The organism is Edwardsiella sp. A.80236, from assembly GCF_044540725.1.
Taxonomy (GTDB): Bacteria; Pseudomonadota; Gammaproteobacteria; order Enterobacterales; family Enterobacteriaceae; genus Edwardsiella; species Edwardsiella tarda.
The window spans coordinates 1-24,975 of record NZ_JBIUCY010000001.1; the positions used below are offsets into that span (position 1 = coordinate 1).

The window sequence follows — 24,975 nt, forward strand, 5'->3', positions numbered from 1 at the left end:
TACAGGATTAAAACGAACAAGGCCCCCTTTTAGGGGGCCCCATTTAAAGCCACCTCTTCAAGAGGTGGATTTTTACTTATGCCTGAGGCGAGATTACTTCTGCTGAGCAGACTGGATCGCGGTCAGGGCAACGGTGTAGACGATATCGTCGACCAGGGCGCCGCGAGACAAGTCGTTAACCGGCTTACGCATGCCTTGCAGCATCGGCCCGATGGAGACCAGATCGGCGGAACGCTGTACCGCTTTGTAGGTGGTGTTACCGGTGTTCAGATCCGGGAAGATGAACACGGTGGCTTTACCGGCGACCGGTGAGTTCGGCGCCTTCGACTTGGCGACGTCGGCCATGATGGCGGCGTCGTACTGCAACGGACCATCGATAACCAGATCCGGACGTTTCTCCTGCGCCAGACGGGTGGCTTCGCGTACCTTCTCGACGTCGCTACCTGCGCCGGAGTTACCGGTGGAGTAGGAGATCATCGCGACACGCGGGTCGATGCCGAAGGCGGCGGCAGAGTCGGCTGACTGGATGGCGATCTCGGCCAGCTGTTCGGCCGTCGGATCCGGGTTGATGGCGCAGTCGCCATAGACCAGAACCTGTTCCGGCAACAGCATGAAGAAGACGGAGGAGACCAGGGAGCTTCCCGGTGCCGTCTTGATCAGCTGTAGCGGCGGACGAATGGTGTTGGCCGTGGTGTGTACCGCGCCGGAAACCAGACCATCGACCTCGTTCTGCTCCAACATCAGGGTGCCCAGCACCACGTTGTCTTCCAGCTGGTCGCGCGCGGCGACTTCGGTCATGCCCTTGCTCTTACGCAGTTCGACCAGACGCGGCACATACTTCTCGCGTACGGCGGCCGGATCGACGATTTCGATACCGTCACCCAGCGTCACGCCTTGTGCGGCGGCGACGCGCTGGATGTCATCCGGATTACCCAGCAGCACACACTGTGCGATGCCACGTTCGGCGCAGATGGCGGCCGCTTTCACGGTACGCGGTTCGTCGCCTTCCGGCAGGACGATGCGTTTGCCAGCCTTGCGAGCCAGTTCGGTCAGTTCATAACGGAACGCCGGCGGAGAGAGACGACGTGAACGCTCGGAGGTGGCGCTCAGGGAGTCGATCCACTCGGCATTGATATGGCTGGCGACGTAGTCTTGCAGCTTCTCGACGCGCTGATGATCGTCGGCCGGAACTTCCAGGTTGAAGCTTTGCAGGCTCAGAGAGGTCTGCCAGGTGTTGGTATCGACCATAAATACCGGCAGGCCGGTCTGGAAGGCACGTTCACACAGCTTGCTGACGCGTGCATCGATTTCATAGCCGCCAGTCAGCAGCAGGGCACCGATCTCGACGCCGTTCATGGCGGCCAGGCAGGCGGCGATCAACACGTCAGGACGGTCCGCAGAGGTAACCAGCAGGGAGCCCGGACGGAAATGTTCGAGCATGTGCGGGATGCTGCGTGCGCAGAAGGTGACAGACTTGATACGACGAGTCTGAATGTCGCCGGCGTTGATCACGCGTGCCTTGAGGTGGCTGGCCATATCGATGGCGCGGGTGGCGATCAGCTCCAGGCTCCAAGGGATGCAGCCCAGTACCGGCAGCGGACTGTTGGCAACAACCTGGGCGACGTCGAGGGTCACGACGCGGCTCTTGGTGGAGTCGTCGAAAATTTCTGACAGATCCGGGCGGGTGCGGCCCTGTTCGTCGACCGGTGCGTTCAACTTATTGATGATCACACCAGAGATATTCTGGTTCTTGCTGCCACCGAAGCTGGAGCGAGCCAGTTCGATGCGCTCTTTCACCTGATCGATGCTGTCGTTGCCCATCGCCATGACGAAGACGATCTCGGCGTTCAGGGTCTTGGCGATCTCATAGTTCAGCGCGTTAGCAAACTGATGTTTGCGGGTCGGTACCAGGCCTTCAACCAACACCACTTCGGCGTCTTTGGTGTTCTCGTGATAGCGCGCGACGATCTCTTCCATCAGCACGTCTTGCTGGTTAGAGCTCAGCAGTGCCTCGACGTGCGACATGCGCAGCGGCTCGGCGGCCGGGATGGTGGAATTGGCGCGGATGATGGTGGTGGTCTGATCCGGCGCATCGGCATCGGTACGCGGCTGAGCGATCGGCTTGAACACACTCAGGCGCACGCCTTTCTGTTCCATGGAACGAATGACACCCAGGCTAACGCTGGTCAGGCCAACGCTGGTGCTGGTGGGGATCAACATGATTGTACGGGACACGATAGCAACCTCTTTTGAGTAGTCCACCGCGGCGACGGGAGCGGCGGCGGTAAAAGGGAGTCTTGCCGGTGGCGGGACCATGCAGCCCCGCCGCCAGCGACGCCGCCTACGAGGGACGGCGTAGGCGAGTTAGGCGGTCAGACGGGCTGCGTCTTGTGCGATAACCAGCTCTTCGTTGGTCGGGATAACCATGGCCAGGCGGCTGCCATCTTTGGTGATCACGCCTGACTTGCCGAAACGGGCGTCCAGGTTGCGCTGGTGGTCGATTTCCAGACCCAGCAGTGCCAGCTTGTCCAGCGTCAGTTCACGCACCATCGCGGCGTTTTCACCGATACCACCGGTGAAGATGACGGCATCCAGACGGCCATCCATCAGGGCGGTGTAGGCGCCGATGTACTTAGCCAGACGGTGGCAGTAGACATCCATGGCGCGCTTAGCGTCGGCCTTGGTGTCGTAGTTGTCTTCGACATAACGGCAGTCGCTGGTGACTTCGGTCAGACCCAGCAGGCCAGACTCTTTGGTCAGCAGGGTGTTGATCTCGGCGACGCTCATGCCCAGGGTATCGTGCAGGTGGAACACGATGGCCGGATCGATGTCACCGGAACGGGTCCCCATCACCAGACCTTCCAGCGGTGTCAGACCCATGGAGGTGTCTACGCACTCGCCGTTACGGATGGCGCTGACGGAACCGCCGTTGCCCAGGTGGCAGGTGATGACGTTCAGCTCTTCTACCGGCTTGTTCAGCATCTTGGCGGCTTCACGGCTGACATAGTAGTGGCTGGTGCCGTGTGCGCCGTAGCGACGAACGCCGTGCTCTTTGTACAGGTGGTACGGCAGGGCGTACAGGTAGGACTCTTCCGGCATGGTGGTGTGGAACGCGGTATCGAATACGGCGACGTTCTTCTCTTTCAGCTGCGGGAAGGATTTAAAGGCTTCTTCGATGCCGATCAGGTGAGCCGGGTTGTGCAGCGGGGCAAACGGGATTGCATCCTTGATGCCTTGCAGAACTTCGTCGTTGATCACGGCGGAGTGCGTGAATTTTTCGCCGCCGTGTACGATACGGTGACCGATGGCGGTCAGGGAGGCGGAGAGTTCCGGCTTCTGTGCCAGGATGGTGTTAACGATGAAGTTCAGGGCTTCGCTGTGAGCCGCGCCTGCGCCCAGCGCCGCTTCGTGTTTCGCACCGTCCATTTTCCATTTAATACGGGCTTCAGGGAGGTTAAAACATTCGGCTAAACCAGACAGGTGCTCTTCACCGTTGACCGCGTTGATGATGGCGAATTTCAGGGAAGAACTGCCGCAGTTAAGAACCAGTACCAGCTTCGACATGGAAGTACCTACTTGTTATGCGTGGTTAGAAAGTGTACCAGACAGGCGCTAAGCGTAGCGCAATACGCTGCCGGCATTTATGATTAACATCATGCGCGGCACGATCTGGCGCGAGGCCGCTGTCCGTGCCGTTCATAAACGGTGTTGCATCAAAATAATCCGCCCTGTGGGCGGCCACGGTATCCGGGGAAAGCGGCCAAGGCGCCCGCGAGGCGCCGTGGATCTCCCCTCAAACCATGCAGGTTCACAGCAGCGCGCTTGGGCGCTGCGGCATGACTGCCACTGTCCGTCGCTCCCTGCGGGGGAGTGCGCTGCTGTGAGCCCGCCCGTCTGCGGCCAATACGCCGAATCGGCTAAGGTTGGTGCATCGACGGGGGCGATGAGTGCGAACGTCAGCGGCTGGGAGGATTTTTTTACCCTTCTTGACTGACGGCGGCTCAAGGCCGGCTTAGAATACCGATAGCGGCCTTTAAAAACAAAATAAATTTGAGCCCGCCTATTTTTTGTAGTCATTTTACTGCATTTGTTGAATGTTTATCGAATAAATTGAGGTTGCCATGTCATCAGCTCCTACGCCCCATGTCGCTTGGTTCCGCCTTTTCCAGCGAGGCCAGATCTATATGAAGACCTGGCCGAATGAGAAACGGTTGGCACCGGTATTCCCCGAGCATCGTGTCTCTCGGGCGACGCGTTTCGCCATCCGCTTTATGCCGCCGATCGCCATGTTTACCCTGTGCTGGCAGATCGCGTTAGGCGGGCAATTAGGCCCGGCGCTCGCGACGGCTCTGTTCGCCTGTAGCCTGCCGATGCAGGGGCTCTGGTGGCTGGGTAAACGCTCGGTGACGCCGCTGCCGCCCACGCTATTACAGTGGTTTCATCAACTACGCGACAAGTTGTCGGCATCGGGTATCGCCTTGGCGCCGCTCGACGGTGCGCCGACCTATCAATCCTTGGCTGAATTGCTGCGGCGTTGCTGTAAGCAATTGGACAAGACCTTTCTGGACGATATTTAAGCGCCGCTCAGGTTGGCTGGTTAATTAGTTGTGAGCAAAACAAATCACACTTGATAATAAAAAGCAGAAGAGGGGAATTATCTCTTCCTTTTATTGTGGCGAACCCCAGTTAAGATCAAAAAACATCTTTTATTGCTCTGTTGGTCAATAGGGCAATATGTCATGCTGAACGGCAAGCAACGATTATGGTAACTCTGGCCGTCGTCGGCCAATAAGGACAATAAAGATGGAAATGACCAATGCACAACGCCTGATCCTCTCTAATCAGTATAAGATGATGTCGATGTTGGATCCGGACAATGCCGAGCGTTATCGCCGCCTGCAAACCATCATCGAACGGGGATTCGGCCTGCAGTTGCGTGAGCTCGATCGCGACTTCGGCGAGTTGCCGGAAGAGACCTGCCGCAGCATCATCGACATAATGGAGATGCATCATGCGCTGCAAGTCTCTTACAATAACCTGAAGGAGCGTCAAGATATCGATGCCCGCCGCCTGGAGTTCTTAGGATTTGATGCGGCGACAGAGGCGCGTTATCTGAGCTATGTCCGTTTCCTGGTCAATACCGAAGGGCGCTATACCCATTTCGATTGCGGTTCACATGGCTTCAATGCCCAAACCAAGATGTGGGAGAAGTATTTGCGCATGCTGGCCGTTTGGCATGCCTGTCCGCGCCAGTACCATTTAAGCGCCGTGGAGATTACGCAAATCCTGAATGCGTAACGCCGGCTGATTTTGCTATGAGGAGTACCCGTGAAGTGTAAAGGTTTTTTGTTTGACCTCGATGGAACCCTGGTGGATTCATTGCCGGTGGTGGAACGTTCGTGGATTAACTGGGCCAAGCGTCAAGGGATCAATCCTCAGCAAGTTCTGGCGTTTATTCATGGCAAACAGGCGATCACCTCCCTGCGCCATTTTATGCCGGATGCCGATGCAGCGCGTTTACAGGAGGAGTTTGAGTGGCTGGAGGAGCTGGAGTCGCGTGATACCGAGGGGGTCGTCGCCATGCCTGGCGCCGCCGAGTTGATCGCTACACTGCAGGCGTTGCAACTCCCCTGGGGGATCGTCACCTCCGGATCGGTGCCGGTCGCCTATGCGCGCTGTAAGGCGGCGGGTTTGCCTAAGCCGGCGGTATTCATTACCGCCGAGCAGGTGCAGCGTGGCAAACCGGAGCCGGATGCCTATCTATTAGGTGCACAGAAACTGGGACTCGCACCGGGTGCCTGCGCGGTGGTCGAGGATGCGCCCGCCGGGATCTTGGCCGGCTTAACCGCCGGTTGTCAGGTGATCGCCGTCAATGCGCCGGCAGAGACACCTAAGCTGGATAAGGCGACGTTGGTATTGTCTAGCCTGGCTCCGATTACCGTGACCCGTGTCGGCGATGAGGCCGAGATCGTCGTGGCGCAGGATTAAGCCGTTCAGCTGACTTCTCTGGGTGGCGAAGCGACGTGTTGCGCTGCGCCACCCTTTATATCGTGTTGTTCATCCTTATCTCTTCGCGCCCCTCCGCCTCGCCGATTCTTCACACATTACTCGCGTCTGCCGGGTCGCCTAGCCATCCAATGACGGTCCGCTCGAACGCCGATCACTTAGCCGAGCACCCTCAGCGCCTGCCCGGTGCGCTCATCCTTCGTCCTTGTCACGCTATCGCATCGGCGAGGGAAGCGGGGCTGCGGATAAAATCCCCCCTGCATCCCTCGGTTATTTTATGGCATAGTGAATAACAGCTAACCCGTTTGTGTTATCCATGGTTAATGGATATGCCCCGCGTCACCGGGGAAAAGCGGCAGGAGAGGGATGTGTAATAGGGAGAGCCCGTGAACGGTCAGTTAGTGTGGGTTTTGAGCTTGCTGGTGGTCGCCATCATTTTGTTCGCTACCAACCGGCTGCGTATGGATGTCGTCGCCCTGCTGATTATCGTGGCGTTCGTGTTGAGCGGGACGTTGACGCTGGCCGAGGCGACGGCGGGCTTCAGTGATCCCAACGTGCTGTTGATCGCCGCGTTATTTGTGATCGGCGATGGCTTGGTGCGTACCGGTGTCGCCTACCAGGTCGGCGAATGGTTGATGCGGGTGGCCGGCGACAGCGAGGCCAAGATGCTGGTGCTGCTGATGGCGACGGTCGCCGCGCTGGGGGCGGTGATGAGCTCGACCGGGGTGGTGGCGATCTTTATTCCGGTGGTGTTAAGCGTGGCGGCACGCATGAAGACCGCGCCGGGGCGTCTGATGATGCCGCTGAGCTTCGCCGGATTGATCAGCGGCATGATGACCCTAGTGGCCACGCCCCCCAACATGATCGTCAGCAGTGAGTTGGTGCGTGAGGGGCTTTCCGGCTTACGCTTCTTCAGTGTCACGCCGATTGGGGTGATCGTGCTGCTGTTAGGCATCGGCTATATGTTGGTGGTGCGCCGTTGGTTGGGCGCCGCCACGCAATCCCCCCATAAAGAGAACTGGCAGCGGCGGACCTTCCGCGATCTGATCCGCGACTATCGCTTGGCGGGACGTGCCCGCCGCCTGGCGTTACGCCACGGCTCTCCGTTGATTGGTCATACCCTGGATGAGTTGCATCTCCGCGCGCGTTATGGCGCCAATGTGGTGGGGATCGAACGCTGGCGTAAGTTCCGCCGGGTGATGGTCAGCGCCTTTGGCGACACGGAGTTGAAGGCGCGCGATGTGTTGCTGATCGACATGTCCGATCCCGAGGTAGACGTGCGCACATTTTGCGCCGAGCAGCTGTTGGAACCGATGGTGTTGCGCGGCGAGTATTTTTCGGAGCAGGCGCGCGATGTCGGCATGGCCGAAGTGACACTGGTGCCGGAGGCCGAGGTGATCGGCAAGACCCTGCGCGAGGTGACGTTTCGGACCCGCTATGGCCTCAATGTGGTCGGCATTCGGCGTAACGGCGACGCGTTGGCAGGGAAGCTGGTGGATGAACCCTTGCAGATGGGGGACATTCTGCTGGTGATCGGCAGTTGGCGTCAGATCCGCCAGTTGCGCCAGCTGCAGCAAAATGCGCGTAACTTCGTGGTGCTGAGCCTGCCTGCGGAGGTGGATGACGAAGTCCCGGCGCTCTCGCAAGCGCCTCACGCCCTGTTCTGCCTGGCGCTGATGATCGCCATGATGCTCACGGCGGAGATCCCTAACGTCATCGCCGCCCTGATCGCCTGTCTGCTGATGGGGAAGTTTCGCTGTATCGACATGGAGAGCGCCTATAAGGCGATCCATTGGCCCAGTCTGATCTTGATCGTCGGTATGCTGCCGTTTGCCTTGGCATTGCAGAAGACCGGCGGTATCGAGCTGGCGGTGCGTGGCTTGACCGACGCCGTCGGTGGCCTGGGGCCGCGCGGTATCCTCGGTTGTCTCTTCGTGTTGTGTGCGGTGATCGGGCTGTTTATTTCCAACACCGCCACCGCCGTGTTGATGGCGCCCATCGCCATCGCGGTGGCGCGAGAGTTGCAGATATCGCCTTATCCCTTCGCCATTATCATCGCCATCTCCGCCTCGGCCGCCTTTATGACCCCAGTCTCGTCACCGGTGAACACCTTGGTGCTCGGACCGGGTAACTACCGTTTCGGCGACTTTGTCCGCGTCGGCGTCCCCTTCACCGTGTTGGTGATGTTGGTCAGCGTGGCGGTGGTGCCCTGGTTGTTCCCATTCTGAGCGTGCCCCCGCTTCGGCGGGGGCGCTTTGGCTTTATAGCGGGGTGTCCTGGCTGATCTCATCCAACGATAGGGTGAAGCTGGGGACGAACACCGCCATGAAGTAGTCCATCTCTGGGCTATGGCGTTCCGCTAAGGTTTTCTCGAGGCGCGCCTTGGCCAGCAGAAACTCTTGATTGCCGGCGGAGAGCTCCTCCAGACACTTGAGGTAGGCGCACAAGGCGTCTGCCTGCTTGATGATCTGCCGCTCCGCCTCTGGGTAGTGGTGCTCGTCGATCAGTGGCAGAAAATCTTGGCGTAATTCGGCGGGGAGCATGGCCAGCAGTTTCTGCTGTGCCACCGCCTCGATCTTCTTATATTCGTGGGCGATCTGCGGATTGTAGTACTTGATCGGCGTCGGTAGATCGCCGGTGAGGACCTCGCTGGCGTCGTGGTACATCGCTTGTAACGCTACGCGCTCTGCGTCGACCTCACCGCCGAACTTACGGTTCTTGATGATCGCCAGGGCATGGGCGACGAAGGCGACCTGGAGGCTGTGTTCGGAGACGTTTTCGGTGCGCACGTTGCGCATCAATGGCCAACGGCTGATCAGTTTCAGACGTGCCAAATGGGCGAAGAAATGACTCTGGGTAGAACTCATGGCGCGGTTATGCCTGTCGCAGTGAGAGGGTGTTGCCATTATGCGCCAAAAAAGCGAGCGGCGCCCGTCGGCGCCGTCGGAGATCAGTATTTCTGATGATAGTTGGCCAGGAAGCGGCCCAACTTGTGGATCGCGCTATCCAGTTCATCGACCCGGGGCAGGGTGACGATGCGGAAATGGTCGGGTTCCGGCCAGTTGAAGGCGGTGCCCTGTACCAGCAGGACTTTCTCCTGTAGCAGCAGATCCAGCACCATCTTCTGATCGTTGTGGATGTTAAAACGCTTGGCGTCGACTTTGGGGAACATATACAGCGCGCCGCGCGGTTTGACGCAGGAGAGCCCGGGGATCTGGTTGATCAGCTCCCAGGCGCGATTGCGCTGTTCGTACAGGCGGCCGCCGGGGCAGATAAATTCGCTGATGCTCTGGTAACCGCCTAACGCGGTTTGGATGGCGTGTTGCATCGGCACGTTGGCGCACAGACGCATGGAGGCCAGCATCTCCAATCCTTCGATATAGCCCTTGGCATGCTTCTTCGGCCCGCTAAGCACCATCCAGCCCTGGCGGAAGCCGGCGACACGGTAGGTCTTCGACAGGCCGTTGAAGGTGATCACCAGCAGATCCGGCGCCAGCGAGGCGATGGAGATGTGTTCGGCATCGTCATACAGGATCTTGTCGTAGATCTCATCGGCGAAGATGATCAGGTTGTGTTCCCGCGCCAGATCCACGATCTGCTCGAGCAACGCCTTACTGTAGACGGCGCCGGTCGGGTTGTTGGGATTGATGATGACGATGCCACGGGTGCGTGGGGTAATCTTGCTGCGGATATCATCGATGTCCGGGAACCAGTCCGCCTGCTCGTCACAGCGGTAATGGACGGCGTGGCCGCCGGAGAGCGCGACGGCGGCGGTCCATAACGGATAGTCGGGCGCCGGCACCAACATCTCGTCGTTGCTGTTGAGCAGGGCCTGCATGGACTGCACGATCAGCTCGGAAACGCCGTTACCGATGTAAATGTCTTCGACGGTGACGTCATGGATGTCGCGGGCCTGATAGTGTTGCATAATGGCCTTACGCGCCGAGTAGAGTCCCTTAGAATCGCTGTACCCCTGTGCCGTCGGTAGATTACGGATCACGTCGACCAGGATTTCATCCGGGGCTTCGAAGCCGAAGGGGGCCGGGTTGCCAATATTCAGTTTGAGGACTTTGTTGCCTTCTTCTTCCAGACGTTTGGCTTCTTTCAGTACCGGGCCGCGAATGTCGTAACAGACGTGGTCCAGCTTATGGGATTTTTCAATCGGAGACATAACACAATGGCCTTAATTTGATTCAGCGTTGCCGCTGACGGATCGGTGTCCTTACTGACACGGCAATCAAAATACTGTACTCCCCACGATCGGGCTTTAGAAGATAGATGCCTGTTTTTAGTGCAAAACAGTATTATTTGGCCATAATACTTAGCAAAAAAAATGGGATTAGTGCTTTTTTGTGGGAAATTTAACTAAAAAAATAAATAAATATAGATTTTAATCTTGGCTGTGGCATCGCGTTACGTAAAGTTGAGATAACAGGAGAGGGTGAATCGGGTGAAAAAATCAAGTCAGGCGCCGTGGGTGGCGCCGTTGTCACGTCTGCCGCTTAGTCTGGCTCCCCTGTTGCACCTGCAACGGCGCCATTATGGGACCGTGCTGAATCCTGTCCGCTGGTGGGGGCGCTTTCCCCGCCTGTTCTGGCTGATTGCCCTGTTTGTCGGTTACCTTGAGCGTCGTCAATCCACGTTGGCCCCCAGCCTGCGTGCCCTGGTGATGACCCGGGTCTCGCAACGTTGCGATTGTGCCTTCTGCATCGATGCCAATAGCCTACGGCTGGCACAACGTAGTGGATCGCTGGAGAAGGTCTTGGCGGTAGCCGACTGGCAGCAGGCCGACTGTTTCGATGACGCCGAACAGGCGGCGTTGGCTTACGCGGATGCGGTAAGTGAGACGCCGCCGCAGGTCACGCCGGCATTGCAACAGGCGTTGCGCCAGCATTTCGATGATCGCGCCCTGACGGAGCTGACGGCGCTGGTGGCGTTCCAGAATCTCTCGGCGCGCTTTAACGCCGCGCTGGCTATTCCCGCGCAAGGCTTGTGTACCCCACCGACAGAAGGTTCCGGGAGAGAGGATGCTTGATCGTTATCTACACCCACCGTTGAAACCTGTGCTGGCCCGGCTGGCTCAGGGGTTGGATCGTCGTGGCCTGCGTGCCGACCATCTGACGCTGGGCGGCTTTGCTCTCGGCGTGTTGGCACTGCCGTTGCTGGCGATGCAGCAGTACGGCGCGGCGCTATTGGCGGTAGGGCTAAACCGATTATGCGACGGCCTAGATGGTGCGTTAGCGCGTCGGCAAGGGCTAAGCGACGCCGGGGGATTCCTGGACATTTCCCTCGACTTTCTCTTCTATGCCTTGGTGCCGTTGGGCTTTGTCCTGGCGGATCCGACGAATAACGCCTTGCCGGGCGCCTGGCTGCTGTGTGCCTTCATCGGCACCGGTAGCAGCTTCTTGGCCTTCGCCGCCTTGGCACAGAAACACCGCTTGGAGGCGCTGGCTTATCCGCATAAGTCATTCTATTACTTAGGCGGCTTGACGGAGGGGACGGAGACCATCGCCTTATTCGTGGCGTTCTGTCTCTGGCCGACCCTGTTTGCGCCATTAGCCTGGCTGTTCGGCGCCTTGTGCTGGTTTACGACCCTGACACGGATCTGGGGGGGGTATCACACCCTGCGCCGTGTGGCGCAGGGGGAGAACGCTTCCTCGTTGTAGCGAGCGATCAGTGCCAACTGCTCTGCGGGCCGCGTGCGCCGCGTACTTCCGGATTGGCCGGATTAGCGGACCATTCGTACCAGCCGCCGTCGTAGACGCCGATATGCGGCCAACCCATGGCACGGGCATACATGAAGGCCTCGGAAGCGCGCCAGCCGGTGCCGCAATAGAAGGCGACCTGTTGGTTCGGGGTGATATGCCAGGTGCGCCACATGGCGGCGATGTCATCCGCAGAGCGCATGGTTCCGTCAGGATTATGGAAGTCTTCCATATGGGTGGCATCGCTACCGGCGTGGCCCCAGCGCGCCCCGGCGATCTCACCCTTGGGCTTGATGTAGCTATAGCCGCTGGTGGTACCGATGAACTCCGGCCAGGAGCGGATGCTGACCAGGGAGGCATCATCGCGCCCTAACAGTTGGCGGGCCTGGGCGGTGGAGAGCATCAACTGCGGTGCGCCGGGTAACGGTGCGCCGAAGTCTGCGGCGGGTTTCTGATCGGCGGGGAGGCCGCGTTCGACCGGCAGATCGGCCTGTTGCCAGGTCTGAAAGCCGCCGTCTAACAGCCGGACGTCTTGCACGCCGGCATACAGTAAGATCTGGGCGACGCGCGCGGCGGCGTAGACGTCGCGGCCATAGAGGATCACGGTGGTATCATGGCGAATACCTTGCTTCGCCAATAACGCCTTTAATTGGGCATCGGAGACTTTATTCCACAGCGGTTCGCTCTCTACCGTATTGGTGTCGATGTAACCGGCGCCGGGGATATGACTGAGCAGGTACTGCTTCGGCGCGCCCCAGGCGGCTTCGAACAGTTTCCACTTGCCGTGCGGCGCGTTGGCGACCGCCTTGCCTTGCTGGAGATCGGCGATCCACTGGGGATAGACCAACTGCTCATAATGCGCCAGGCGTTGCAGACGTGCTGGCTGTGTCAAGGCGTCGCTCAGCGTGGTGACATGTGGGAAGCCAAGCTGAGTGAGGCGTTGTGTCACGGCGTTGATTTCGGTAGGACTACCATATAGCGCCAAGGTTTGCTGTGGCGTGATATGGTGAGTGTCGGCCCACTGGCGCAGTTGGTCGTCATCCATCAGCGGTAACCAGCTGGCGGCCAGATTCAGGGCACCGGGTTCGTGGCCGGAGTGGCCCTGCGCGGGCCAGCCATTATAGAAGGCGCTGGGGCGGGTATCGATGATGATCCCCTGTTGCGCCTGGAGGGCGGTGAGCGGCAATGGCTGGCTGGCGGCGTTAGCGTTCAGCGAGAGGGCTAGCCATAGGGTGGTGAGCAGTGCAAAGAGCGGTTTCATACACCATTATCCATCATACAAAAGTGCGCGAGAGTGGGCGATGCTACACCAAACCGCGCCAAACGCACAGTCGTTGGCCTGGTAGGCTGGCGCGGGTGGCACTTTGCGGTCGGTTTAGTCGAGAGAGAGACGGGGAGAGGCGATGTCGAACGGTATGAAAGGGCGGGTCATCGTGCTGGCGCTGGTCGCGGCGTTGCTGCTGGGCGCCGGGATCGCCCTGCGCCAACCACTGGCGCAGATCTGGCAACTCCTCGCGTCGTTGGATATCGACGCCCTGCTCAATTATCTGCGCAGCTTCGGCCCCTGGGCGATGGTGGTCTCTTTTTTCCTGATGCTTTTTCAGGCGTTGGCGGCTCCCTTGCCTGCCTTCGTCATCACCTTGGCTAACGCCGCCCTGTTTGGTTGGTGGCAGGGCGCCTTGCTCTCCTGGTTTAGTGCCACGGTGGCCGCCGCCATCTGTTTCGCGTTAGCGCGGCTATTAGGGCGCGATGCCTTAGCGCGTTGGATTGCGCCGCAAACCTTGCGGCGTTGTGACCGCTTCTTTCAGCGTTATGGCCGTTATACCGTGTTGATTTGTCGCTTGTTGCCTTTCGTCTCTTTCGATGCGGTGAGCTATGCCGCCGGTCTGACCGCGATGGGCTTCGGCGAGTTTCTGTTGGCGACCGCTATCGGCCAGCTCCCTGCGACGCTGATTTATTCCTATGTTGGTGCGATGTTGAGCGGGAGTTTGCAGATGATAATCTGTGGCTTATTGGTATTATCGGCAATAAGCATTATGATTTACGCAATTAAACATAAGCCAACGGCTAATGATTAATTTAAATTAATATTTCTTGACCATTCAAAGGATATCGCTTACATGGATCGCATTAGCTTTTCTTAACTGTTCGCTATAGGCGAAGCTTTCATTCTGCTGAATCTGCCAAAAAAGAAAAACTCTTTAATATCATAATATTAATTACATTCCGTAGGTCATGCTCACGATGCTTTGTAGTATTTTGCAGCAAAAAAGTATTTGATTGCCCCTATGTTTTCTTTGTCATTTTCAGCCATAATTATTGATAACGTAGCGTGATCTTTATCGTTCTGTTAGCTAGGGATTTAGGTGAATTATTGTAATCCCTAGTCGGGCTAATCTTAACCTTAAAGATTGTCCTATTGTCGAGAATGCCAGGGTAAATTATTTTTGATTTATAACGAGAAAAGATATGAGCAACGGACCACGTCCCCCCATTAATCTGGATTTGGATTTACTACGCACCTTTGTCGCCGTAGCGGACGTGAAAACGTTCGCCGCCGCCGCAACCTGTGTACAACGCACCCAATCGGCCGTGAGCCAGCAGATGCAGCGTCTGGAGCAGTTGGTGGGAAAAGAGCTATTCGCCCGCCAGGGACGCAATAAATATCTGACGGAACATGGCGTCCAGTTATTGAGTTATGCCCGCAAGATCTTGCGTTTTAACGACGAAGCTTGCCATTCCTTGATCAACGACCATCTGCAAGGCACGTTGGTCATCGGCGCGACCGATGACAGTGCGGACAGCATTTTGCCGCAACTGCTCGGCCGCTTTACTGCACTTTATCCTAAACTGGCGATCGATGTGCGCATGCAGCGTAACGCCGACATTCGCCTCATGTTGCTAAATAATGACGTCGACATGGCGATTTACACGGGGCGGCGTGAGTCTGCGTTACCCGGGATGTTGTTGCGTCGTTCACCGACCGTCTGGTTTTGTTCTACCGACTATGACTTTACCCCCGGCGCACCGTTAGATCTGGTGGTGCTAGAGGAGCCCAGTGCTTATCGCGATCTGGTGACCGCCGCCTTGGACGCGCAGGGACTGCCTTGGCGTTTGGCCTATGTCGCCACGACCTTGCCAGCCTTACGGGCGGCATTGAAGGCGGGGTTGGGGATCTCGGCGCGGCCGATCGAGATGATGAGTTCGTCGTTACGCGTTTTGGGCGAGGCCGACGGGCTGCCGCGTCTGGCAGATACCGAATACAGCCTGTGTCTGGCGCCGGAATGTCATAATCCTTTGGCTCAGGCGTTGTTCGATGCGCTGCGTGAGGGAGGGACCGCGTCATTGGAGGCGGCTTCATCCGCCTTGAACGCGCCGCTAGATGCTAATCTATCGTGAATGTTTATCAATGAAACGATATATCATTCTATAAAATTATTAATTTATTGAATATTACCGGTGCTTTGCGCCGGTTTATTCTTTTTTCCCCTCTTTTCTCTGCTCACGATTTTTATTTTATTTCTCAAATAAAAATCATTATCAATAAAGTGCGCAAAAGCGTGCATCATCGTTTCGCCTGAAATAAACCCCGATTTTTTATTAATATCATCACACGATTAAATGTGCGCTAGATCATAAAAATGTCGCAGATACCTCATCCTATGGACAGGCACAGCGTCAATAAATGATATAGTAGAAACCATACGTTCACGTTTTTTTACATTCCAGCCACGTTTATTGGGTATTTTATACTGCTTATCAACGTCTGAATGTGTAAAAATCAGGGCGTATGTTTATTTTTTGTTAACGCGTGTCGCATTTGACATTGACAATGTTGACAAAAGGTTATCAAGAAGGGTAAAACACACGGATTACGCCGTCTGCGTCGGTGGGCGCATCGGTTGATTCACACCCGTTCCGTGATGATTTCCCTCCCTTGGGCGTTGTGGTCATTGCCTGCTGGAGCGATTCGGCTACGGCAAATACCGCGTTAAATGAGTAAGCATAGAGTATGTCAACAGCCACTGAAGTTATCGCCCAGCATTGGGCATTCGCCGTTTTTGTCCTCGTCGCTCTCGGACTGTGTGGGTTCATGCTGCTTGGGGCGTACGCGCTAGGAGGCAAGGCTCGTGCGCGTACCAAAAATATTCCCTATGAATCCGGTATCGACTCGGTCGGTTCAGCTCGTCTGCGTCTCTCCGCCAAATTTTACCTAGTCGCCATGTTCTTCGTCATTTTCGACGTTGAGGCGCTCTATCTGTACGCCTGGTCGGTTTCTGTGCGTGAAAACGGTTGGTTAGGGTTTGCTGAGGCAACCCTGTTTATCTTGGTATTGCTGGCCGGTCTCTTTTATCTGGTGCGTATTGGTGCCCTGGATTGGACCCCCGCTCGCTCCAAGCGCCGTATTACACAGGAAAGTACGATTGTCATGACCGACAAGCGTCCGCAGTAACGCTGGGCGTGACGCCAGGATTTACCCGCTTTATCAAGATACGAGGCAACAAAGATGGATTACACGCTGACGCGCATCGATCCTGATGGTGACAATGATCGCTACCCGCTGCAGAAGCAGGAGGTGGTAGGCGATCCCTTAGAGCAACACGTGCACCGTAGCGTCTATATGGGCAAGCTCGATCATGCATTGCATGATATGGTCAACTGGGGGCGTAAAAACTCGCTGTGGCCCTACAACTTCGGTCTCTCCTGCTGCTATGTGGAAATGGTGACATCGTTCACTGCCGTGCATGACGTGGCGCGTTTTGGTGCGGAAGTGTTGCGCGCCTCGCCGCGTCAGGCGGACTTTATGGTGGTCGCCGGCACCTGCTTTACCAAGATGGCTCCGGTCATCCAGCGCCTGTATGAACAGATGCTGGAGCCGAAATGGGTGATCTCTATGGGTGCGTGTGCCAACTCCGGCGGTATGTATGACATCTATTCGGTGGTGCAAGGGGTGGATAAGTTTATCCCGGTGGATGTGTATATCCCCGGTTGCCCGCCGCGCCCCGAGGCGTACATGCAAGCGCTGATGTTGCTGCAAGAGTCGATCGGCCAAGAGCGTCGCCCACTCTCTTGGGTGGTGGGCGATCAGGGCGTTTACCGCGCCAACATGCAGTCCGAGCGCGAGCGTAAGCGCGCGGAGCGTATCGCGGTAACCAACTTGCGTACTCCCGACGAAATTTAAGCGCGGCGCGGCGGGCCGCCGCGTTTGCCGTTGGAATTTAGCCCGTTTTGCCCCGCGCTCGCGGTGGCAAGTGTCATTCAATGCGTGGTGATAAAAAATTATGACAGATTCGACGACGCACGATCGCGAGATGCCAGCGTGGCAGACCCACGACCATCTCGACGATCCGGTTATCGGGGAGTTGACCAAGCGCTTTGGGCCGGAGGCGTTTAGCGTCCAGCCAACCCGAACCGGCATGCCGGTAGTATGGGTGAAGCGTGAACAGTTGCTCGAGGTGATGGCGTTCCTGAAACAGTTGCCGAAGCCTTATGTGATGCTGTTCGACCTGCACGGCATGGACGAGCGCCTGAGAACCCATCGCCAGGGGTTACCGGCGGCGGACTTCTCCGTGTTCTACCACCTGATCTCCATCGATCGTAACCGCGACATCATGCTGAAGGTCGCCCTGGCCGAGCAAGACTTGCATCTGCCGACGGTGACCCGTCTCTTCCCCAATGCCAACTGGTATGAGCGGGAAACCTTCGACCTGTTCGGCATCACCTTCGACGGTCACCCTCATCTGACGCGCCTGCTGATGCCGCGTACCTGGCAGGGACACCCCCTGCGTAAAGATTACCCGGCACGCGCCACCGAATTCGATCCCTTCGAGCTGACCAAGCAGAAGCAGGATCTGGAGATGGAGTCGCTCAAGTTCCGTCCGGAAGAGTGGGGCATGCAGCGCGGTACCGAGAACGAAGACTTCATGTTCCTCAACCTCGGGCCGAACCACCCCTCATCCCACGGCGCCTTCCGCATCGTGTTGCAGTTGGATGGGGAGGACATCGTCGATTGTGTACCGGATATCGGTTATCACCATCGCGGCGCCGAGAAGATGGGGGAGCGTCAGTCTTGGCACAGCTACATCCCCTATACCGATCGTATCGAGTATCTGGGCGGCTGCGTCAACGAGATGCCCTATGTCTTGGCGGTCGAGAAGCTGGCCGGTATCGAGGTGCCGGAGCGGGTGAAGGTGATCCGCGTGATGCTCTCCGAGCTGTTCCGCATCAACAGCCACCTGCTGTATATCTCCACCTTTATTCAGGACGTCGGCGCCATGACGCCGGTCTTCTTCGCCTTTACCGATCGGCAGAAGATCTATGACATCGTCGAGGCCGTCACCGGTTTCCGTATGCATCCGGCCTGGTTCCGCATCGGTGGTGTGGCGCATGACCTGCCCAAGGGGTGGGATCGCCTGCTACGCGAGTTCCTGGAGTGGATGCCGAAGCGTCTGGACTCCTACGTCAAGGCGGCGTTGCAAAACACCATCCTGAAGGGGCGTTCCGTCGGCGTGGCCGCCTATAGCGCGAAAGATGCGCTGGCCTGGGGAACCACCGGCGCCGGCCTGCGCGCCACCGGTATCGCCTTCGACGTACGCAAGTGGCGTCCCTATTCCGGCTATGAGAACTTCGAGTTTGAGGTACCGACGGCCAGCAACGGTGACTGCTATGACCGTGTGATGCTGAAGGTGGAGGAGGTGCGTCAGAGCCTACGTATTCTGCATCAGTGCCTGAAGAACATGCCAGAGGGCCCGTTCAAGGCCGACCATCCGCTGACCACGCCGCCGCCGAAAGAGCGGACCTTGCAGCACATCGATACCCTGATCAACCACTTCCTCCAGGTCTCCTGGGGGCCGGTGATGCCCGCCAACGAGTCGTTCCAGATGGTCGAAGCAACCAAGGGGATCAACAGCTACTACCTGACCAGCGATGGCAGCACCATGAGTTATCGCACACGTATCCGTACACCGAGCTATGCGCATTTGCAGCAGATCCCCTCGGTGATCCGTGGCTGTCTGGTGTCCGACCTGATCGTGTACCTCGGCAGTATTGATTTTGTTATGTCAGACGTGGACCGCTAACCATGACAGAAAACGTATTGGATAAGGATTCGGTTTTCGTGCTCAGCGACAACGCGCGCGCCGAGATTGAGCATGAGATCCAACACTACGAAGATCCGCGTGCCGCCTCGATCGAGGCGTTGAAGATCGTGCAGAAAGAGCACGGTTGGGTGCCGGATGCGGCCATTGACGCCATCGCCGAGGTGCTGGGTATCCCGGCCGCCGACGTGGAAGGGGTGGCGACATTCTACAGCCAGATCTTCCGCCAGCCGGTCGGGCGCCACATCGTGCGCTATTGTGACAGTGTGGTGTGTCACATCACTGGCTATCAGGGGATCAAGGCCGCCCTGGAGCAGACGCTGAACATTCAGCCGGGTGAGACGACGTGCGATGGGCGTTTTACCCTGTTGCCGACCTGCTGCCTAGGCAACTGCGACAAGGGGCCGAACATGATGATCGATGAGGATCTGCATGATCATCTGACGCCTGAGCGCGCCATCGAACTGTTGGAGCGTTACAAATGAGAGAGATTATTCGTACCGCCGAGACTCATCCGCTGACCTGGCGCCTGCGCGACGATAAACAGCCGGTCTGGCTGGATGAGTATCGTGCCAAGAATGGTTACCAGGCCGCCGAGCGCGCCCTGAAAGGGATGGCGCAGGATGAGGTGGTGACGCTGGTTAAAGACGCCGGGCTGAAAGGGCGTGGCGGCGCGGGTTTCTCCACCGGTCTGAAGTGGAGCCTGATGCCCAAAGACGAAAGCATGAACATCCGTTACCTGCTGTGCAACGCGGATGAGATGGAGCCGGGTACCTATAAAGACCGACTGTTGATGGAGCAATTGCCGCACCTGCTGGTGGAGGGGATGCTGATCGGCGCCTATGCGCTGAAGGCCTACCGTGGCTACATCTTCCTGCGTGGCGAATATGTCGCGGCGGCGCATCATCTGCGTCGCGCGATCGAGGAGGCACGGGCGGCCGGGTTGCTGGGCAAGAATATTCTCGGCAGTGGTTTTGACTTCGATCTGTTCGTGCACACCGGCGCCGGGCGCTACATCTGTGGCGAGGAGACGGCGTTGATCAACTCGCTGGAGGGGCGTCGTGCCAACCCGCGTGCCAAACCCCCGTTCCCAGCCTCGGCTGGTGTCTGGGGCAAGCCGACCTGCGTCAATAACGTCGAGACGTTGTGCAACGTGCCGGCGATTATCGAACACGGCGCCGCCTGGTATCAGGGATTGTCTGCGGGCAAGAGTCAGGATGCGGGCACCAAGCTGATGGGCTTCTCCGGTCGGGTGAAGAACCCCGGCCTGTGGGAGCTGCCCTTCGGTACCACCGCGCGCGAGATCCTGGAGGATTACGCCGGCGGGATGCGCGATGGCTTGAAGCTGAAGGCCTGGCAGCCGGGCGGGGCGGGGACCGACTTTTTGACCGAGGCACACCTGGATCTGCCGATGGATTTCGCCAGCATCGGTAAGGCCGGTAGTCGCCTGGGTACCGCGTTGGCGATGGCGGTCGACCATGAGGTCAACATGGTCTCGCTGCTGTGCAACCTCGAGTCATTCTTCGCTCGCGAGTCCTGTGGTTGGTGTACGCCATGCCGCGATGGGCTGCCGTGGGGGCTGAAGATCCTGCGCGCCTTGGAGCGCGGCGAGGGACAACCGGGCGATATCGAAACCCTTGAGCAGCTGTGCCGCCTGTTGGCGCCGGGCCATACCTTCTGCGCCCATGCCCCTGGGGCGGTAGAGCCGCTGCAGAGCGCGATTAAATATTTCCGTGACGAGTTCGAGGCGGGCATCGCCCGTGAGACGGTCGGTAACGTCAATCCGATTCGCGGAATTCAGCCTAACTTACTGAAATCGCGCTGGTAATTGCATCCTGTCGCCGCACTTGAGCGGCAGGATAAGGTTTTCTTATTTTGGAAGCATGTCAATGGCAACAATACATGTAGACGGCAAAGAGTATGACGTCGACGGGGCGGAGAACCTGCTACAGGCTTGTCTCTCTCTCGGGCTCGACATTCCCTACTTTTGCTGGCACCCGGCGCTGGGCAGCGTCGGCGCCTGCCGCCAGTGTGCGGTCAAGCAATATCAGAACGCCGAGGACACCCGCGGGCGTCTGGTGATGTCCTGTATGACGCCGGCCGCCGATGGCACCTATATCTCCATCGATGATGAAGAGGCCAAGCAGTTCCGCGAGAGCGTGGTCGAGTTCCTGATGACCAACCACCCGCATGACTGCCCGGTGTGCGAGGAGGGGGGCAACTGCCACCTGCAGGACATGACCGTGATGACCGGCCATCGCCTGCGTCGTTACCGTTTTACCAAACGGACCCACGAGAACCAGGATCTGGGGCCGTTCATCTCCCATGAGATGAACCGCTGCATCGCCTGTTATCGCTGCGTGCGTTACTACAAAGATTACGCCGGCGGCAGCGATTTCGGCGTGTATGGCGCGCACGATAACGTCTACTTCGGCCGTCCGCAGAGTGGGACGTTGGAGAGTGAGTTCGCCGGTAACCTGGTGGAGATCTGTCCGACCGGGGTATTCACCGACAAGACGCACTCCGAGCGCTACAACCGTAAGTGGGACATGCAGTTTGCGCCGAGCATCTGCCAGCAATGTAGCGTCGGTTGTAACACCAGCCCCGGCGAGCGTTATGGCGAGCTGCGCCGCGTCGAGAACCGTTTTAATGGCACCGTGAACCACTACTTCCTGTGCGATCGCGGTCGCTTCGGCTACGGCTACGTTAACCTCAAGGATCGCCCTCGTCGGCCGCAACAGCGTCGCGGTCAGGATTGGATCGATCTCAACGCCGATCAGGCGTTGCAAGGGGGGGCTGACATCCTACGCCGCGCCAACAAGGTGATTGGCATCGGGTCGCCGCGTGCCAGCGTGGAGAGCAACTTCGCCCTGCGTGAGTTGGTCGGTGCGGAAAACTTCTATAGCGGCATCGAGGTGGGCGAGCTGAAGCGTCTCAACCTGATGTTGTCGGTGCTGCGTGAGGGGGGGATCTATACCCCGTCTCTGCGCGAGATGGAGCAGTATGACGCGGTGTTGATCCTCGGTGAGGATGTGACCCAGACGGCGGCGCGTATCGCGCTGGCGCTGCGTCAGGCGGTGAAGGGCAAGGCACAGGCGATGGCCGCCGCCCAACGCGTCGCCGACTGGCAGATCGCGGCGGTGCAGAATATCGGCCAGCATGCCAAGTATCCGTTGTTTATCACCAGTGTGGATGAGACCCGCTTGGATGATATTGCCGCCCTGAATTACTGCGCACCGGTGGCCGACCAGGCACGACTCGGTTTTGCCGTGGCCCATGCCCTGGATGCTGCCGCCCCGGCGGTCGAGGGGCTGTCGGACGAGGTGCAACGTCAGGTCGATATCATCGCCCAGGCGCTGGCCGGCGCCCGCAAGCCGCTGATCGTCACCGGTAGCGGCGCGGGATATACCCCGATGATCGAGGCAGCGGCTAACGTGGCGCGCGCCTTGAAACAGCGTGAGCTGGAGGTCGGCATCACCTTCGTACCGGCTGAGGCGAATAGCATGGGGCTGGCGATGTTGGAAGCCTCCTCGCTGGATAACGCGTTGGTACAGCTGGAGCAAGGCTATGCCGACACGGCGATCGTGCTGGAAAACGATCTCTACCGTCATGCGCCGCGCGCGCGCGTCGATGCGGCGTTGGCCAAGGCCAATGGGCTGATCGTCATCGATCATCAGCGTACGGCGATCATGGATCGCGCCGATCTGGTGTTGTCGGCGGCGAGCTTTGCCGAAAGCGACGGTACGCTGGTCAACCAAGAGGGGCGTGCGCAGCGTTTCTTCCAGGTGTTCGATCCCGCGTTCTACGACGATCCGAAGAAGAAGTCGCCGACCATCATGCTGGAGGGGTGGCGTTGGCTGCATGCCCTGCGCGTGAGTGCCGGCCAGCAGGCGCCGGACTGGAGCCAGCTCGATCACGTGATCGCCGACTGCGTGCAGGCCTGCCCACAGTTCGCCGGGATGGTTGACGCGGCTCCTAACGCCGCCTTCCGCGTACGCGGGCAGAAGTTGGCGCGTGAACCGCATCGCTACAGTGGGCGCACTTCAATGCTGGCCAACATCAGCGTGCATGAGCAGCGCCAGCCGCAAGATAAAGACACCGCCTTCGCCTTCTCGATGGAGGGCTATAGCGCGCCGCAGGCTGAGCGCCAAGAGTTCGCCTTCGCCTGGGCGCCAGGCTGGAACTCGCCGCAGGCCTGGAATAAGTTCCAAAACGAGGTGGGCAGCCATCTGCGTTTCGGCGATCCGGGTGTGCGCCTGATCGCCAGCGGCGCGGGAAGCCTGCCTTATTTCACCCAGGTACCGGCGGCATACCAGGTGCATGGCTGGGTGATCGCCCCGTACTACCATCTGTTCGGCAGTGATGAGCTGACCCAACGTGCCCCGGTGATCCAGCGTCGCATGCCGCAGGCCTGTGTGCGTGTCAGCCCGGAGGATGCCGCGCGCATGGGGGCGCAGGAGGGGACGGTGATCGAGGTGACCTGTGCCGGTGAGGCGTTGCGTCTGCCGTTGCAGATCAGCCCACGTCTGCAACCGGGTCAGGTCGGCCTGCCGTTGGGGATGCCGGGAGTATCGCCGGTGTTGAACGGCGTTAAAGTAGATTCAATGCGGGAGGCTGCGGTATGAGCGTAATAACGCCGGATACGGTGGAGATCCTTCTCACCGTGCTGAAGGCTGTGGTGATCCTGCTGGTGGTGGTCACCTGTGGGGCCTTTATGAGCTTCGGCGAGCGGCGCTTGCTGGGGCTGTTCCAGAACCGCTACGGGCCAAGCCGCGTGGGCTGGGGCGGCTCGTTGCAGCTGGTGGCGGACATGATCAAGATGTTCTTCAAGGAGGATTGGGTTCCGCCGTTCACCGACCGCCTGATCTTCACCTTGGCGCCGATGATCGCCTTCTGCTCCCTACTGCTCTCCTTCGCCATCGTGCCGGTAGCGCCGGGTTGGATGGGGGCCGATCTGAACATCGGCATCCTGTTCTTCCTGATGATGGCGGGACTCGCGGTGTATGCGGTGCTGTTCGCCGGCTGGTCGAGTAATAACAAATACTCGCTGCTGGGGGCGATGCGTGCCTCGGCGCAGACCCTGAGTTACGAGGTATTCCTCGGTCTGTCGTTGATGGGGGTGGTGGCGCAAGCCGGCTCCTTCAACATGCAGGTGATTGTCGATTCGCAGAGCCAGGTATGGAATATCATTCCGCAGTTCTTCGGCTTCTTGACCTTCATCATCGCCGGGGTAGCGGTGTGTCACCGTCACCCGTTCGACCAGCCGGAGGCCGAGCAGGAGCTGGCCGATGGTTACCATATCGAATATTCCGGGATGAAGTTTGGCCTGTTCTTCGTCGGTGAATATATCGGTATCGTCACCATTTCGGCGCTGATCGTCACCCTGTTCTTCGGCGGCTGGCATGGCCCGTGGCTGCCACCGTTTATCTGGTTCGCCATCAAGACCGCTTTCTTTATGGTGATGTTCATTCTGGTACGCGCCTCCCTGCCGCGTCCCCGCTATGACCAGGTGATGGCGTTCGGTTGGCGTATCTGCCTGCCGCTGACGCTGATCAACCTGCTGGTCACGGCGGCTGTTATTTTGTATCACGCTTAGTCAAAGGGGTGAGTGTAACCATGACATTGAAAGAGTTAGTGGTTGGTTTCGGCACCCAAGTACGCAGCCTGTGGATGATCGGCCTGCATGCTTTCGCCAAACGCGAAACCAAAATGTATCCGGAGGAGCCGGTTTACCTGCCGCCGCGCTACCGTGGCCGCATCGTGCTGACGCGCGATCCGGACGGGGCCGAGCGTTGTGTGGCCTGTAACCTGTGCGCGGTCGCCTGCCCGGTCGGCTGTATTTCGTTGCAGAAGGCGGAGACGGAGGATGGCCGTTGGTATCCAGAATTCTTCCGCATCAACTTCTCACGTTGCATCTTCTGCGGCATGTGTGAGGAGGCGTGTCCGACCACGGCGCTGCAGTTGACCCCGGACTTTGAGATGGGCGAGTTCCGGCGCCAGGACCTGGTGTATGAGAAAGAGGACCTGCTGATTTCGGGGCCGGGGAAATACCCCGACTACAACTTTTACCGTATGGCCGGGATGGCGATCGATGGCAAAGCCAAGGGCGAGGCCGAAAACGAAGCCAAACCGATCGACGTCAAAGGTCTGTTGCCCTAAGGAGCCGA

Annotated in this window: 21 protein-coding genes; 16 read left to right on the forward strand and 5 right to left on the reverse strand. The window is 58.5% G+C overall.

What is annotated here, in order from left to right:
• Nucleotides 1-93: 93 nt before the first annotated feature.
• Nucleotides 94-2,235 carry a phosphate acetyltransferase gene (gene pta, locus ACEQFP_RS00005; protein ID WP_035594686.1) on the reverse strand — a complete coding sequence of 714 codons (2,142 nt, stop codon included), beginning with the start codon at nucleotides 2,233-2,235 and terminating at the stop codon, nucleotides 94-96.
• Nucleotides 2,236-2,364: 129 nt separating this feature from the next.
• A complete protein-coding gene (gene ackA, locus ACEQFP_RS00010; protein WP_005288281.1) occupies nucleotides 2,365-3,564 on the reverse strand; it encodes an acetate kinase in 1,200 nt (399 codons plus the stop codon).
• A gap of 557 nt (nucleotides 3,565-4,121) precedes the next feature.
• On the opposite strand from ackA, the gene yfbV reads away from it, so the two are divergent.
• From yfbV to ACEQFP_RS00030, 4 genes are all read left to right on the forward strand, one after another.
• Nucleotides 4,122-4,577, forward strand: a complete 456-nt coding sequence (yfbV, locus tag ACEQFP_RS00015) for a terminus macrodomain insulation protein YfbV (protein ID WP_005288277.1) — start codon at nucleotides 4,122-4,124, stop codon at nucleotides 4,575-4,577.
• Nucleotides 4,578-4,803: 226 nt separating this feature from the next.
• Nucleotides 4,804-5,298 carry a YfbU family protein gene (locus ACEQFP_RS00020; protein WP_005288271.1) on the forward strand — a complete coding sequence of 165 codons (495 nt, stop codon included), beginning with the start codon at nucleotides 4,804-4,806 and terminating at the stop codon, nucleotides 5,296-5,298.
• A gap of 30 nt (nucleotides 5,299-5,328) precedes the next feature.
• The gene (locus ACEQFP_RS00025; RefSeq protein WP_005288269.1) at nucleotides 5,329-5,988 is read left to right on the forward strand and encodes a sugar phosphatase; all 660 of its coding nucleotides are present in this window, start codon (nucleotides 5,329-5,331) and stop codon (nucleotides 5,986-5,988) included.
• Nucleotides 5,989-6,392: 404 nt separating this feature from the next.
• On the forward strand, nucleotides 6,393-8,234 hold the full coding sequence (locus ACEQFP_RS00030) for an SLC13 family permease (RefSeq protein WP_068870634.1): 1,842 nt from the start codon (nucleotides 6,393-6,395) through the stop codon (nucleotides 8,232-8,234).
• Nucleotides 8,235-8,267: 33 nt separating this feature from the next.
• Here the strand turns inward: ACEQFP_RS00030 and yfbR are convergent, their stop codons facing one another.
• Complete coding sequence (gene yfbR, locus ACEQFP_RS00035) at nucleotides 8,268-8,873, reverse strand: 5'-deoxynucleotidase (protein ID WP_005288262.1); 606 nt, start codon at nucleotides 8,871-8,873, stop codon at nucleotides 8,268-8,270.
• A gap of 83 nt (nucleotides 8,874-8,956) precedes the next feature.
• The gene (locus tag ACEQFP_RS00040; RefSeq protein ID WP_005288261.1) at nucleotides 8,957-10,177 is read right to left on the reverse strand and encodes a pyridoxal phosphate-dependent aminotransferase; all 1,221 of its coding nucleotides are present in this window, start codon (nucleotides 10,175-10,177) and stop codon (nucleotides 8,957-8,959) included.
• 279 nt (nucleotides 10,178-10,456) lie between these two features.
• Between ACEQFP_RS00040 and ACEQFP_RS00045 the strand changes: the two genes are divergently transcribed.
• Together ACEQFP_RS00045 and ACEQFP_RS00050 are read left to right on the forward strand one after the other, a co-directional pair.
• Nucleotides 10,457-11,041 (forward strand): carboxymuconolactone decarboxylase family protein, encoded by a 585-nt coding sequence (locus ACEQFP_RS00045; protein WP_068870636.1) that lies wholly within the window; start codon nucleotides 10,457-10,459, stop codon nucleotides 11,039-11,041.
• The gene (locus ACEQFP_RS00050) at nucleotides 11,034-11,672 is read left to right on the forward strand and encodes a CDP-alcohol phosphatidyltransferase family protein (protein WP_109728352.1); all 639 of its coding nucleotides are present in this window, start codon (nucleotides 11,034-11,036) and stop codon (nucleotides 11,670-11,672) included. Before ACEQFP_RS00045 ends, ACEQFP_RS00050 begins: the two co-directional genes overlap by 8 nt.
• 7 nt (nucleotides 11,673-11,679) lie before the next feature.
• Here the strand turns inward: ACEQFP_RS00050 and ACEQFP_RS00055 are convergent, their stop codons facing one another.
• Nucleotides 11,680-12,972, reverse strand: a complete 1,293-nt coding sequence (locus tag ACEQFP_RS00055) for a rhodanese-like domain-containing protein (protein ID WP_370547292.1) — start codon at nucleotides 12,970-12,972, stop codon at nucleotides 11,680-11,682.
• 142 nt (nucleotides 12,973-13,114) lie between these two features.
• Between ACEQFP_RS00055 and ACEQFP_RS00060 the strand changes: the two genes are divergently transcribed.
• The 10 genes from ACEQFP_RS00060 to nuoI all read left to right on the forward strand — a co-directional run bounded on the left by ACEQFP_RS00060 (nucleotide 13,115) and on the right by nuoI (nucleotide 24,967).
• Nucleotides 13,115-13,789 carry a TVP38/TMEM64 family protein gene (locus ACEQFP_RS00060; RefSeq protein WP_035597221.1) on the forward strand — a complete coding sequence of 225 codons (675 nt, stop codon included), beginning with the start codon at nucleotides 13,115-13,117 and terminating at the stop codon, nucleotides 13,787-13,789.
• A 391-nt stretch (nucleotides 13,790-14,180) separates the two neighbouring features.
• Nucleotides 14,181-15,110, forward strand: coding sequence for a LysR substrate-binding domain-containing protein (locus tag ACEQFP_RS00065; RefSeq protein ID WP_005288247.1), 930 nt, complete (start codon nucleotides 14,181-14,183; stop codon nucleotides 15,108-15,110).
• A gap of 613 nt (nucleotides 15,111-15,723) precedes the next feature.
• Nucleotides 15,724-16,164: an NADH-quinone oxidoreductase subunit A gene (locus tag ACEQFP_RS00070; RefSeq protein WP_005288242.1), complete on the forward strand. Its 441-nt coding sequence runs from the start codon at nucleotides 15,724-15,726 to the stop codon at nucleotides 16,162-16,164.
• 54 nt (nucleotides 16,165-16,218) lie between these two features.
• Entirely contained in the window at nucleotides 16,219-16,893 is a 675-nt protein-coding gene (locus ACEQFP_RS00075) for an NADH-quinone oxidoreductase subunit B family protein (protein ID WP_005288239.1), read from the forward strand.
• Nucleotides 16,894-16,993: 100 nt separating this feature from the next.
• On the forward strand, nucleotides 16,994-18,790 hold the full coding sequence (gene nuoC, locus ACEQFP_RS00080) for an NADH-quinone oxidoreductase subunit C/D (RefSeq protein ID WP_005288236.1): 1,797 nt from the start codon (nucleotides 16,994-16,996) through the stop codon (nucleotides 18,788-18,790).
• Nucleotides 18,791-18,792: 2 nt separating this feature from the next.
• Complete coding sequence (nuoE, locus tag ACEQFP_RS00085; protein ID WP_005288234.1) at nucleotides 18,793-19,293, forward strand: NADH-quinone oxidoreductase subunit NuoE; 501 nt, start codon at nucleotides 18,793-18,795, stop codon at nucleotides 19,291-19,293.
• Nucleotides 19,290-20,636 carry an NADH-quinone oxidoreductase subunit NuoF gene (nuoF, locus tag ACEQFP_RS00090; RefSeq protein ID WP_005288230.1) on the forward strand — a complete coding sequence of 449 codons (1,347 nt, stop codon included), beginning with the start codon at nucleotides 19,290-19,292 and terminating at the stop codon, nucleotides 20,634-20,636. Before nuoE ends, nuoF begins: the two co-directional genes overlap by 4 nt.
• A gap of 61 nt (nucleotides 20,637-20,697) precedes the next feature.
• Nucleotides 20,698-23,433 carry an NADH-quinone oxidoreductase subunit NuoG gene (nuoG, locus tag ACEQFP_RS00095; RefSeq protein WP_005288228.1) on the forward strand — a complete coding sequence of 912 codons (2,736 nt, stop codon included), beginning with the start codon at nucleotides 20,698-20,700 and terminating at the stop codon, nucleotides 23,431-23,433.
• The gene (gene nuoH, locus ACEQFP_RS00100; protein WP_005288225.1) at nucleotides 23,430-24,404 is read left to right on the forward strand and encodes an NADH-quinone oxidoreductase subunit NuoH; all 975 of its coding nucleotides are present in this window, start codon (nucleotides 23,430-23,432) and stop codon (nucleotides 24,402-24,404) included. Before nuoG ends, nuoH begins: the two co-directional genes overlap by 4 nt.
• Nucleotides 24,405-24,424: 20 nt before the next feature.
• Nucleotides 24,425-24,967: an NADH-quinone oxidoreductase subunit NuoI gene (gene nuoI / locus ACEQFP_RS00105; protein ID WP_005288223.1), complete on the forward strand. Its 543-nt coding sequence runs from the start codon at nucleotides 24,425-24,427 to the stop codon at nucleotides 24,965-24,967.
• Nucleotides 24,968-24,975 lie beyond the last annotated feature (8 nt).